Here is a 12935-nt window from a genome sequence, read left to right on the forward strand (position 1 = left end):
GCATTCTCCAAAATAGAGATGCCTTCATTGGAAAGGTAAAAGAAGATGACCGCCGTCCGCAGGACGCTCCCTTCCCCAATGATGTGCGTATCTACGATATGCCCCACCGCCACAAGGCAGAAAATAACCACCTTCTTGAAAATGCCTTTGAATCCCACCTCGCTGGAGAGCTTCTTCTCCACCGCTGCCGCCATCAGCCCGGTGGCATAGTCCACAGTGACGAATACCACCAGAGCATAAAGGAAGCCGTCAAAGCCTCCCATGACCGCGCCCAGCGCACCGCCGAGTGCCGCAAACGCATACTGCGCCGCCTCGATAAAATTCTTCATTCTGTTCTCCTCCTTAAAATCAGACATAAAAATAAGCACCTTCTCGGTGCTGTTTCCAGTTATGCGCATTCCACATAGCGGATGAATGCCCTGCCGTTCCCCTCGTTCACCCCCGCCTCGGTCTCCGCAGGGTAATATTTCCCATTATGCGTGAATGGCGCCACACCGTCCACATAGCCGGAACCGCCTGCGCCGGACTGCCCGTACATTCCATAGTTCCCGCCGAACCATCCGCCACCGCCGCCGGAAGAAGCAGCACTGCTTGATGAATAATAATCCCCCATGCCAAAGTTTTCAGACGGGCTGCTCCCCGTGGAAATCTGCCGGCCTCCCAATGCACCGCCGGAGCCGTTACCGCCACGCTCCCCGCCGCCGTCTCCTCCCTTGTGGGCTGTGCCGTTGTCTATCCCGCCACCCCCACCGCCTCCCGCCACGATCAGGATGCTGGAGCGGTTGGCGTAGGACGGCCCGCTGGAACTGTTCGTGCCAAGTCCATAAGGTTTTGTGGCCACATGGGTGGAACCGCCGCCTCCTGCCCCGTACTGCTTGCTGCTGGCATAATTGTAACCGTTCCCGCCTCCGTTTGCCCCATAAGATGTGCCTTTCGGTGATCCGCCGTTATAGACATAGATCACTTCATCCTTCTTCATCTTCTTATAGCCTTTGGAATGGCCGCCAAGCCCTCCCTCCGCCACAAGGGAGTCCACCTTCGCCGCAGCGCCGGATGCGCCCCATACCTCAAACTCATAGATGCCGTCCTGGGGGATAACAAACTGCACATAATTCCCTGTGTAGGGGAAGTCATACTCCGTGGTCACCCACATGGCATAGAGCGCAGCCTCCGCAGGGAATACCCCTTTTTCTCCCGGCTTATACGATGGCGTGGAAAGGGAGTCAATGCTCCATCCGCAGAAGGACATATTCTTCCGGGTATAGGGGCTTGCCGGTACCGTGGTGGGTTCGCTCTGGGAATTCCCGTTGTTGTAATAGCAATAAGCCATAAAGGACTCCGCCGCCCCGGTTTCTGCAAGGGTGCCGCCGTTGGGCATCAGACCGATGGTCATCTGCTTTCTGAACACCGCATAAAGCGTGACGGGTTCCTCACTGCTGATGAGATATTCCGAAAGCACTTTCTTTTCCGCAGTATCATCCTGCCGCCATCCTACAAAGGTATATCCCTCCAGCGCAGCGTCCGGGGCGGCGGCAATGGCGTCCTCCCTGTCCGGCACGGTACGCTCCAGCGCATAGCCTGTGTCGATCTGATACGTCACCTTGACTCCCGCCGCATACACCCTGTCCTCTCCCACGAAAATCCGCGTCACACGCTTTGTGGTTTCATCCTCATAACAGAGGTAAATGGTGGTGGCGCTGTAGCTTTCCAATGCCCGGTATTCGTCAAGGCTCACCAGTTTCATCACAAGGCCGGTACTGCTCATCATCTCCGCCACCTTTTCGTCCAGAGTCTGCACAGATTCCCCAAGGGATGCATTGGAAGAAATAACGCCGTCCAGCTCCCCGATGATATTTCTCGCAGTAAATACCGCAGTTCCATCTAAAACCCTGTCTCCCACTTTGGTAATTCTCGAATACCCGGAAGGCTCCGATGCCGCCGTGGTTCCTGCCTGTGTGCAGACCAGTGTCGCCCACCCCGGAGCGCCCACTGCGGTCACCGCATCCCCTACGGCATAGGAAGTGGCGCGGGTGAGCGTCTCCCCTCCTCCCCCGCCGCCTCCGCTCCCGGCTTTCAACGTGGGGAACACCTTTGTCAGCCCGTCCAATCCTGCGGAAGATACGGTGAAGATGGCAAGTTCCAGATCGTAGGAAGAATTGTTGTAATTGATATTTACATCCGCATCCAGCGGCGGAAGCTCCGCTGCCGCCTGCGCCAGTATCTTGATGGGTTCATCCGCATTGGATAAATCGAGATGGATATACACCCTTCCGTCCAGCGTCTCCCCCACGTCCGCAAGGCGCACGTCAACCTCTGTTTCATACACCTCAAAGAACCGGCCACGAATCATGCCAAATCCCTGCGAAATGTGGAGAACATTGCCCCTGGCATACGTCACTTCGCAGCCCTTGAAGATGCCGCTGCCGGGGATCGCCGTCTCGTAGATGATGGCGTCATCCTGCGGTGTGACATTGCCGCCCTTATAGGTTTTCAGTGTGATGTTGTCAGCCATTCTCCTGCCTCCTCAAAATTTTAGTTAAATCCAGCCGCACCGTGCCAAACACCAGCTTTGTGTCCTTCCCCCGCTCCCTCCCGGTGAGGATGCTCCTATAACTTTCCCCGTCCGAGATGATGTCCGCCACCTGTCCGAATTCCAGTTCCTCCGGCTTTACCAGCGCGTCACCGTTCATCATGGTAAGCTCTATCAGATTGGAATAGGATAAATTTGCGAACTTATTATGGGCGGCGCTGATTGCGGCACTCTCAAAGCTGCTCCCCTCCTCATGGGAAACCGCCTGCATCTCACACACCACAGGCGTGATGCGGTCACGGTCTTTCGTGTCATAGCCAAGATCGGGATGCAGGAAATACACCCTTTTCTTTTCATAATCGGAACTGTCATAAATCACCAGTTTATTCACATCGGCGCTGACCTGTTTTATCGTGACGCTCTTTTTGATGATGTTCGGCAAATCGCTCTCTATGGTGATGATGCCAGCCGCAGCTTTACCCACGGTGATCTGCACTTCCCGGTTCTGGATATCCAGCTTTGTCCTTACAAGGATACTGTACTTTTCCATTGCCGGAATGATGACGGAATCAATCAGATTCACGATGTTGTAATGCCCGCCTTTGTCGGAGGGCGTGATGTGCAGGCTCCAGTCCTTTGTGGCTGTTGCTGCGCTGACCGAAAGCCCTTTGATATTCTGCATCCCATCCTCATTTGTGATAAACATTTCTTTTATCCTGTCACAGATAAACTGTTCCATGCTGCCCTGCCCCTGCAAATCCACATCGAAAAGCACATCCGTATTGAGCAGTTCCATCAGCGGCTTATAGGAAATAGTCTGTAGCTTTTTGGATTTATCCGTGCCATACCCGATCTCTGTCACGATTCCGGCATACTCCTCATCCCCACGGCTGATGCGGATATAGTCCTGCTTTTTCACACCGGGCAGGGCAAGCACCGTGACCGTGTTCCCATCGGAAGATAAATAGTCCTCTTTATAGGTGATTTCATTTACATTGGTATTTCCCACCATCTCAAAGTCCTGCGTGAAGATTTCCACGTTATACGGTCTCATAGCTGATCCTCCCCTCTACCATTACATTCAGAATGTTCAGCCCCTCATGCACCACGGAGATACGGTTGCTGCCGTACTGCAGGTGGAAGAACCGCTCCGTGGTAAAATCGCACATCTGGTACCTGTCCGCCACCACCTCGTCACTGACGCCCCGCTCCGTAATGCTGTAGGGAATCTGCGTGGTGTCGATGACCAGCTTATGCCCGTCCGGGATGCTGCCCTCGTACTTTCCCGTTTCATAAAGCACGTTGTTCACATAGTGTTTCCATACGGGATTCGCGCAGGGGCCGTACACCGTCACTTTGCATGGGCTGTCCCCGTGGCTGTCGCTGTCGATCATCAGCGTGTTCTGTGTCACATCCGCATAGGCATAGGTGTATTCATATGGATAAATCTTCCCGCCAATGGCGATTGTGCCGCTGTAGCCGGAAACATTCTTATAAAACTGCCCGGTTGCCGTAAATGCAACTTCACAATCCAGCCCCGCCCCGCCAGTGATTAACTCACTCTTTGCAATCTCCGTCATCCGCACCGGGACGCGGAACGCCTCCTCCATCTCATACACGAGGGTCAGCGGCACCGCCCGGACGAAACGGGAGAACGCCCTGTAATTCATATAGGCATTCCTGCCGCCAAAAAAGATGCGCCCGGTCATCACTCCCTGTGAGAATAATTCCTCCAGAGGGATGAAGTCCGTGCCGATCTGTTCATACTGCGTCCCGTCCTTATAGCCGAAGCCGCCAATGGAATGGAAAAAGGATGTCCGGGCGTTCAAATCCCATGACACCCCTTCCCCGTTTATAAGCCTGAATTTCCTGATCATGAATACGCCTTTCCCAGCTCCCGGTTCAGCCCGTCAGATAATTCCCCGACCAGCACCCCGGAATCCAATACCACCTGTGCGTCTGCCAGCCTCGGCAGATACTTTGTCACCACCTCATACATGGCATCCAGCCTTGCCGCCAGTGAAGCATTCCCGTTCCCGCCATTCCCGGAGGATGTGATGCTTTCCATTGCCCCGGTTGTGGGAATGAGCATCCCCGCCAGTTCCTTCATGGGGCCGGTCAGCTTTCCGAGATTTCCTTTAATGCCCTTTCCGAGTAAATCGATCATATCCGGCATAAAGGTGTGGAAGTTGGAAAGCGGCCCCTCGTCCGGCTCGGAGAAATGCAGGAAGGACGCAATGGTTCCCGCAATGTCCTTCACGCTGTCCACAAGGCCGCTGATTTTTGATTTGATGCCGTTAATCAGCCCGCCAATGATATCCTTGCCCCACTGCAATGCCTGTGAGGGCAGGCTCTTGATAAAATTAATCGCCGCATCGAATCCGCTCTTCACCGCCCCGGCGATTCCGCTCATGGCATTCTTGATTCCTGAGAGCAGGCTGTTGAACACATTTACCACCGCGTCTTTCAGGCCGCCCACGATGCCTGTGACCGTGGATTTAATGGCATTCCAGACGGAAGTAATGACCTCTTTTATCGCACCTACCACGGAGCTGACTGCTGATTTGATGGCTTCCCATGCGGCTGTAATGGCGGACTTGATCGCCTCCATAATGGAAATGACCGCTGACTTGATGGCCTCCCATGCCGCCACAGCCACATTTTTTATTGCTTCAATCGCAGCCGACACCGCACTCTTGATGGCTTCCCATGCGGCAATGACCGCGGAACGTATCGCCTCCATCGCCGTGGTGATGGCGCTCTTTATCGCCTCCCATGCGAAAACTACCACATCTTTGATTGCGGAAAGCACCGCTGTTACTGCGGATTTAATCGCTTCCCATACCGTGTTAATGACATTTCTGATTGCCTCCATTACCGTGGTGACGGTATTCCTGATTGCCTCCCATGCGGAGGACAGGAAAGAGCCGATGGCATTTGTCACGGTTTCAATCACATTTTTTATAGCATTCCATACCGTGGAGACCACCGTCTGTATCACATTCAGCACGGTTGTGATAATCATCTTATAAAACTCGAACCGCGCCACGATCAGCGTCTTTATCACGTCAAGGACGGTCTGGAAGATATTTTTTATCCCTTCCCATAAGCCGCTGAAAAAGTCCTTTAGTCCGTTCCATATGGCCTGCGCCGCCCCGGTGATGGCGTTCCAGATGTTGGAGAAGAAGTCTTTCAAGCCATTCCACACAGCTATGGCGGCGTCTTTTATGACATTCCATAAATTGATCCAGAACTCACGGAATCCCTCGCAGTTATTCCATAAAGCCACGAAAATGGCAATCAACGCAGTTATGGCGGCTATCACTAAAGTGACCGGGTTCGCCGCAAGGATGCCCCATAAGGCACTAAGCCCTCCGCCGATACTGGAAATGCCCCCGATCAGTGTCGGGATGAAGGTCATGATGCTGCCCACAGCCGACACAACTTTCCCGATCACGATAAGCACGGGGCCGATGGCCGCAGCGAGTAATCCGATAGTGACAATGGTGTTCTTGGTGCCCTCATCCATTCCATTCAGCTTGTCAACAAAGCCCTGCACCCATGTGACGATCTGGCGGATGGCGGGCATGAGGATTTCACCGAAGGAAATGGCAAGCTCCTCCAACTGGCTTTTCAGGATGGTAAGCTGCCCCGCAAGGTTATCCTGCATGGTCGCCGCCATCTCCGCCGACTTCCCGTCACAGTTTGCTATGGCGCTGCTCACCTTCTCGATGTCCGCAGGAGCGGCATTCATCAGCGCAAGGAAGCCCGACATGGCGTTTTTACCTACCAAAGCCTCTGCCGCCGCTGCCTTTTCCGATTCGGACAATCCACCGAAAGCCGTCCGGCAGTCTGAGAGGATGGCGCTCAAATCCCTCATGCTCCCGTCCGCATTGGTTGTTGCGATTGTGACCTCCCCGATGCTGTTTCCGCAGATTTTCACTTCCCCGGAAAGGTTGCTCATGATGGTACGGAGCGCGGTACCGGCCTGCGTGGACTTGATGCCCGCATTTCCCATCAGCCCAATCGCCTCTGCGGTATCTTCCGCGGAGAATCCCAAAGCCCCGGCAATGGGCGCACAGTATTTGAAGGTCTCGCCCATCATGGAGACGTTGGTATTGGCATTACTGGATGCCGCCGCAAGGATATCCGCAAAATGCCCGGAATCCGCTGCGGTCAGACCGAAAGCAGTCAATGCGTCTGTCACAATATCGGATGTGCTTGCCAGATCTTCCCCGGATGCCGCGGCCAAATTCATAATGCCCTCAATGCCGGAGAGCATATCAGAGGTTTTCCAGCCAGCCATCGCCATGTAGTTCATTGCCTCGGCTGCCTCCGATGCGGAGAACTTTGTCTTGCTCCCCATCTCACGGGCTTTATCCCGCAGAGCCTCCAGCTCGCTCCCGGTTGCCCCGGAAACCGCCCCGACCTGGCTCATGGCGGAATCGAAGTCCGCCGCTGTTTTTACAGCCACCGTTCCAAGCCCCACAATGGGCGTGGTCACGGTCTTGGTGAGGGTGGTGCCCACCTCGGAAATCTTATCCCCAAGGTTCTTCAAGTCCTCGCCCACGGCGGCAATCTTCTGCACCGCCACCGCCGACTGGTTCGCCTGTTCTTCGAGGCTTTTCAGCCGTTCCTCGGTCTCTATGATCTCCCGCTGCAGGCCGTCATACTGCTCCTGGGTGATCTCCCCTTTTGCCAGCGCCTCGTTTGCCTGTTCCGCAGCCGCTTTCAGGGTTTCCAGCTTTTCCTTCGTCTCCCGCACCGCTTCCGCAAGGAGCCGGTGCTTCTGTGCCAGCAGTTCTGTGTTGCCGGGATCCAGTTTCAAAAGGTTATTTACATCCCGAAGCTGTGACTGCGTGGTGCGTATCTCCCCGTTTACCCCTTTCAGAGCGGCGGTCAGCTTTGTGGTGTCGCCGCCGATCTCCACCGTGATTCCCTGTATCCTTGACGCTCCCACCCCAAAGCACCTCCCCACGAAAAAAGGAAGCCCCAAGGCTCCCTAAAAAAATGCGTAAAAAAAGACACCTGCTGTTATGGCAAGTGCCTATGTAAATATTATTCAGTTTTCATCCGCTGTTACATCATCCCTACAAACTGGAAGTTATTGAATCGGTAACAATTCCATATTTTTTGCTCGTTTTAGATTTATTTTAAGGTCTTCATATTCAAACGGCTTGCCATGTCCCGGATATATTAGATTTGGTTTAAGTGCAATGATTGTTTCCCAAGATTTCAGAAAAGCCGTTTTGTCCTCTGCCCAAATGGTTATTCTATGTAAACTTGGCAAGCCGTTCATAGCAGCGTCACCGCAGAATAGAGAACTGTCATTTAGTAAAAGCGATATGGAATCGGCAGTATGACCGGGAGTATCAATAATTTTTCCTTGCAGTAAAAGTTCCACTTGCTTACGGTTTTGTTCTGTCACTTGAATACATCTGCATTGATATTCTTGCTTTATTGAAGGAAACAAATGCTTACCTTTACCAACGAACTTCATTAAATAACAAAAGAACAAGGCAAACTTAGTTGTGCAACCGCCATGAAAAGAGTTTTGCCCTCTATATAATCTTTCTAATGCTTTGTCGCTCATAACGATTTGGAGGTCAGGGCATTCCGAAAGTACTTCATTCAGATAACCTGCGTGGTCATCGTGAGCGTGTGTCAAAAAAATATATCGTATCTGTTGAGGGACTATTTGCATCTTTGCCAGTTGCTTTTTAAAATGTGCAAATCCGCTTTCATACCCTGTATCAATCAGTACATAGCCTTTGTCAATAGGATATATCCAATTATTTACTATCCTGCTTCCTGCATTGAGCATATGTGTTCTCTTCTTTCATTCATTTTCATCGGCGTCAACTTTCAATTTGTAAGTCATACTTACAGCCTTTTTCTACCGCTAATCATAGCAGAAAAAGGCCGTTTTTTCAATTAAAATAAATCCATATCCTGTTGTGTTCCAAGCACTGCATAGGAGCAGGAGTCATTCCTGCTCTCGCAGTACATATCATTGATAAGCCCGATGGAGAGCAGTTCCAGATCAGACATCGAAAGCCCTAGCTGCACACACCGCAGAAGGAACAGCGGCGTGGTCATTTCCCGCTCAGTTGGGCGAAGTTTTTTTTAGCCTCCACATCGGTCTGCACATTGAGTCCCCACAGTTCTATCAATTGCGGCAATACCTGGTAGATGGAAAAGGTATTGAATCCGTCCAGCCACTCATCCACTTCATTGGGAATCTGCGGGTCGGCGTGCTTCGCCATCGTGTAGGCGATATTCTCGAACATTTCAAGAGAGAATAAATCGAGGTTGGAATTCTCCTCATCCACTTCCCCAATACTCTTTTCCAGAATCCGCAAATCCTTATAAATGTCACGCTGGAACTTCAAGCGGTAAATCCTCGGTATGGCGGCAGATGCCTTAAACAACACATCCTGCCCGTCAATCTCTATCTTCCTAACAATGCTCATATCCTTTCAGCCTCCTTCATCCCTGTCCTTCTGTCTCTGCATCCACCGCCTTTGGTTCCGGCAGATATACGGATTTATACCAATTGGCATAAGTCTCCGCAGACGTCCTGTTCCCGGTCTTGGCTTTCACATAGCCGCTCGCCAGCGGCCTTGCCTTGATGGTCAGCGTCTCGGTCTGTACCTCCCGGCTCTCCTCATTGGTCTTGCCCTCGATCTTGGGGCGGCTTGCGGAACAGTTATACAGCACATGGCGTATCTTGCGGATGTCACCGTCAAACTCGAACAGCAGCGCAAAAGCCGCCGTCTCGGAATGGGCATTCTCCACCAGCACTTCATTATTATCCGCTTCCTCCTTCAACACGTCCGTGCGGAAACTCTCCGGGATCAGCGCCAGTTCCAGATTACCGTCATAGCCCATGTTGTTGGCAATGATGTAATACTCGATGCCGTCCGCATAGAACGATTCCGGCTCACCGTTGGGGTCGAGAGCGATGGAAACCGCACCGGGCATTGCCATGGGCGTCTCAAACCCGATCTCCTCGTTCTCCTGTGTTTTCTGCAAAGCATAATGGCAGTTGCAGATGTTGAATTTCACTTTATTGTTGTTCTTCATTTCAGACCTCCATTTCATACAAAACTTCGTACAGCTTTTCTGACTCTATCCACGTTTCCGATTTTCCATAGAAAATACCGTGCTTTAACAGAACAGCCTCTATGGTTTCCTCCAGGTCTGGATTTTTCAGGTCAGTGTACAGTTCAATGTCGAGTTGGTTTATTTTGAAATACGCGATCCCGTCCGCCGAAAAATTGTCGGCTTTGGGATATAAAAATACGAGGAAAGGCGGCTCCGGGGATTCGCCCTCCACGAAATGGTCATAGGCGAAGGGCAGCCCCATTTCCTCCATCATCTTCAATACTTCCTCATGGCTCATCCTTCCAGCCCCCTTTTGATTCCTTCCTCCAGTTCCCGGATGCCCGCCTGTTCCGCAGGGGCGATATGGGGGAATGCCCGCACTCTCCCGCCGCCCCGCTTGGCATGGCCTTTTTCCAGCAAATGGGTGAGCTGATAACGCTTTTTGTTATGCACCACCAGTTCCAGTGCATTGGCGGTCTCTTTCTGCTTTTTCACAGCCCATCCCTTTTTGTACTGCCCCGTCCGAACCGGGGCATTGGCTTTCACTTCCGATTTCACCGTGTTCCCGGCTTTGGTGACGCAGTCCTTCATCACGTCCGTGGCAAGCCCGGCATACTCGATCAGGCCGTCCATGACCGCCTCCGCCATCTGCTCAATGGATACTTTTCTTTCAGACATTTTTACCTCTTTTCCAAAGGGAGAATTTATTCAGCCTCCCCTCTTTTCCAAAGCCGCCCGCAGCTTTATGGTTTTATTCTGATATTTCACGTTGTCAATGAACGTGATGTTATAAATCTGCTCCCGGAAGATAATGCGGAAATGCTCCGTGTCGATGGCGGCGGCTTCGCTGCAATAACGGATAAGGAAAAACACTTCTTTCTCCGCATTAAGCTGCGCCGCCTCCCAATACTCCTTCCCGGAAAGGTTGTTTACATAGGCATGGCAGGCAAAATAATCCTGCCACGATAAAATGTGGTTCCCGGCTCTGTCATTGCCCGTCACGCTCTTCTGAATGATTATCCTGTCCTTCCATTCCCCAAGCGCCATCAGAACACCTCTTTCCGTATGCCGAACAGCAGGGAGCGCAGCGTACCCACCAGTTCCCCGTGGTCTGCCTGCTCCCGGTGTTCATAAAGGTAGGCGGCGGCATAAAGGACGGCAATCCGCACCATAGGCAGATGGCTCTCCAGCTCTGCTGCATCCATCCGTGCCACATCCGCACACAGCGATTCCCCGGTCTCAATCAATCCTGAAATAAAGGAATCTTCATCACTGCTGTCAACACGGAGATACTGTTTCGTCTCCTCCAATGTCAGGACTGCCATCCATGCCGCCTCCCCTCTTATGATGCCGCTGATGCAGAAGCCTTCACCTTCATGGTCTTTACCGCTTCGGCAAGGATCAGCTTGCCGTCCACACGCTGTGAAGCGAGGAATCCCACCTGCCCGGTGGCCGCAAACAGTTCATTCAGACGCTTGAAGGAGCGCCCCTGCCTGTCAGCAATCCAGTAATAGGAAAAGTCTCCAAATGCCATCACCTTGCTGCCCGCCGCCACTTCCGGCACATAGGAGGAAGTGTGGTAAGGGCGGTTTAAAATCATGTCCGGCACGCCCGCCTGCACGGAAGGCTGCCAGATATAATTCCCGTTATTGTCTTTCAGTTTCCGCAGGGCTTTCACGGTGGTGTCATTTAATAACCACACTGCCTTTTTGCGGTAAGGTGCTTTCAGGGAATAGAAAAGGTCCATTACATCATCAAAGGTGATGTTCGCAGTTGCCGTGGTCACGCCATCGGATGCGCCGCCCGTGGCATTTAAAATACCAGTAGGCTTGCCCTTGCCGTCCCCAATGAAAAAGGCTTCCTCCTCCTTTGTGCCGATTCTGCGTCCGAACTCCTTGGAGATGTAAGCCTCCAAGTTGAATACATTGTCATTTAACAGTTCATCCGATACCTTGATCATGGTGGCCACCTTGAAAGCGCCGATGGAGACCTGACCGAAGGAATCATCCGATTCCGGGTATGCCCCTTCCTCGTCAATCCATGACGCCTCGCCTTTGGACGCCACCACGGGAATCTTCCTGTCGCCGCTGGAGGTCTGGATGACTGTGGCAAGACCGCGGAAACAGTTCTCTTCCTCCAGTGCCTCCACCAGCGTATGCTCGAATTCATCCGGCACAAGGTAGCCGCCCTCGGAATCCGTACCCACCTGCAGGGCATTCTCCACATCGAAGAAGTTCTTCCTCCGCATGGCGTTCCAGAACGTCCTCCTGTAATTGTCAGTCGCCCTGCCTGTCTTTTCCTCCCCGTCCGGGTGGTTGTTGGGCTTGTTGGTAATCGGCTCGGAGGTGGGCTTATTCAGCTCCGCGTCAATGGCGGCCTGCCGCTCCAGGCGCTCGATCTCCTTCCCAAGATCCACCACTTCCTTTTCCATCTTCTCATAGGCGGCGGTGTCCTCTGCGGAAAGCAGCCCGTCCTCGCCCCGCTTGCTGTCGAGGAACTTCTTCGCCGCCTCCCATGCCTTTGCCCGTTTTTCCCTCAGTTCCAAAATCTTGCTCATAGCATTTCCCTCCATAAATTTAATGTGATAACAGTTGCAGCCTTTTTTCCAGTTGCTCTATGGGTACTTTCGCCTCCGGCTTTTTCGGAATGAGTTTTGTCAGCAGGGAATTGGCCACCGCTGTGCGGGAGAACATCATGCCCTCCATAGCCACATTCCCTGATTCATCTGTACCTTCCCCTTCATGCAGGATGCCGTCCGCAAAGCCCAGCTCCACGGCCTTCTTCGCATTAAACCAGCTCTCCGCATCCATGAGGTGGGATATCTTCTTACGGTCCATCCCGGTCTTGATCTCATAGGCGTTCATGATGCCCTCCTTCACTTCATTCAGCATCTCCCCCGCCTTCTGCATCTCTTTGGAATCCCCGATTGCCACGGTGATGGGATTGTGGATCATCATTAAACTTGGCGGGGACATCAGCACCGTGGTGCCCGCCATAGCGATGACGGAGGCTGCCGAAGCCGCCAGTGCGTCCACCTTCACGGTCACATCGCCTTTGTACTCCATGAGCATGTTATAAATCTGTGCCGCGGCGTACACATCGCCGCCCGGTGAATTGATCCACACGGTGATGTTACCGCTCCCGGCATTCAGCTCCTTTGCGAACAGGGCGGGCGTCACCTCATCCCCGTACCACGTCTCATCCGAAATCTCGCCATTCAGCACAAGGGTGCGCTCTTCCTCCCCGCCCGCGTCATTTTTGATCCAGTTCCAGAACTTCCTTTTCACTTTCTGCTGAC

Annotated in this window: 14 protein-coding genes; all 14 read right to left on the reverse strand. The window is 52.8% G+C overall.

Translation table 11 applies throughout. The features are described from left to right. Positions 1-329: phage holin family protein (locus tag NFS35_RS24425; RefSeq protein WP_251209671.1), on the reverse strand; the 329-nt coding region annotated here is incomplete at its 3' end. Between the two features lie 59 nt (positions 330-388). Next, positions 389-2512, reverse strand: coding sequence for a glycine rich domain-containing protein (locus NFS35_RS29145; RefSeq protein ID WP_275564733.1), 2124 nt, complete (start codon positions 2510-2512; stop codon positions 389-391). Then, positions 2505-3584 (reverse strand): hypothetical protein, encoded by a 1080-nt coding sequence (locus NFS35_RS24435; RefSeq protein ID WP_251209672.1) that lies wholly within the window; start codon positions 3582-3584, stop codon positions 2505-2507. The genes NFS35_RS29145 and NFS35_RS24435 overlap by 8 nt, the downstream gene beginning before the upstream one ends. Further along, on the reverse strand, positions 3571-4407 hold the full coding sequence (locus NFS35_RS24440) for a phage distal tail protein domain-containing protein (RefSeq protein WP_251209673.1): 837 nt from the start codon (positions 4405-4407) through the stop codon (positions 3571-3573). The genes NFS35_RS24435 and NFS35_RS24440 overlap by 14 nt, the downstream gene beginning before the upstream one ends. Beyond that, on the reverse strand, positions 4404-7490 hold the full coding sequence (locus tag NFS35_RS24445; RefSeq protein WP_251209674.1) for a phage tail tape measure protein: 3087 nt from the start codon (positions 7488-7490) through the stop codon (positions 4404-4406). The genes NFS35_RS24440 and NFS35_RS24445 overlap by 4 nt, the downstream gene beginning before the upstream one ends. Before the next feature lie 144 nt (positions 7491-7634). After that, a complete protein-coding gene (locus NFS35_RS24450; protein WP_251209675.1) occupies positions 7635-8354 on the reverse strand; it encodes an MBL fold metallo-hydrolase in 720 nt (239 codons plus the stop codon). Between the two features lie 271 nt (positions 8355-8625). Then, entirely contained in the window at positions 8626-9003 is a 378-nt protein-coding gene (locus NFS35_RS24455; RefSeq protein ID WP_251209676.1) for a hypothetical protein, read from the reverse strand. Between the two features lie 16 nt (positions 9004-9019). Further along, positions 9020-9616 carry a major tail protein gene (locus NFS35_RS24460; protein WP_251209677.1) on the reverse strand — a complete coding sequence of 199 codons (597 nt, stop codon included), beginning with the start codon at positions 9614-9616 and terminating at the stop codon, positions 9020-9022. 1 nt (position 9617) lies between these two features. Then, entirely contained in the window at positions 9618-9935 is a 318-nt protein-coding gene (locus tag NFS35_RS24465) for a hypothetical protein (RefSeq protein ID WP_251209678.1), read from the reverse strand. After that, positions 9932-10315 carry an HK97 gp10 family phage protein gene (locus tag NFS35_RS24470; RefSeq protein WP_120413739.1) on the reverse strand — a complete coding sequence of 128 codons (384 nt, stop codon included), beginning with the start codon at positions 10313-10315 and terminating at the stop codon, positions 9932-9934. Before NFS35_RS24470 ends, NFS35_RS24465 begins: the two co-directional genes overlap by 4 nt. 30 nt (positions 10316-10345) lie before the next feature. Then, positions 10346-10684 carry a phage head closure protein gene (locus NFS35_RS24475; RefSeq protein WP_251209679.1) on the reverse strand — a complete coding sequence of 113 codons (339 nt, stop codon included), beginning with the start codon at positions 10682-10684 and terminating at the stop codon, positions 10346-10348. After that, on the reverse strand, positions 10684-10962 hold the full coding sequence (locus NFS35_RS24480; protein ID WP_251209680.1) for a head-tail connector protein: 279 nt from the start codon (positions 10960-10962) through the stop codon (positions 10684-10686). Before NFS35_RS24480 ends, NFS35_RS24475 begins: the two co-directional genes overlap by 1 nt. A 17-nt stretch (positions 10963-10979) precedes the next feature. Beyond that, the gene (locus NFS35_RS24485) at positions 10980-12194 is read right to left on the reverse strand and encodes a phage major capsid protein (RefSeq protein ID WP_251209681.1); all 1215 of its coding nucleotides are present in this window, start codon (positions 12192-12194) and stop codon (positions 10980-10982) included. Positions 12195-12213: 19 nt separating this feature from the next. After that, positions 12214-12924, reverse strand: a complete 711-nt coding sequence (locus NFS35_RS24490; protein ID WP_251209682.1) for a head maturation protease, ClpP-related — start codon at positions 12922-12924, stop codon at positions 12214-12216. Between the last annotated feature and the right edge of the window lie 11 nt (positions 12925-12935).

Source organism: Acetatifactor aquisgranensis, assembly GCF_943193215.1.
Lineage (GTDB): Bacteria > Bacillota > Clostridia > Lachnospirales > Lachnospiraceae > Acetatifactor > Acetatifactor aquisgranensis.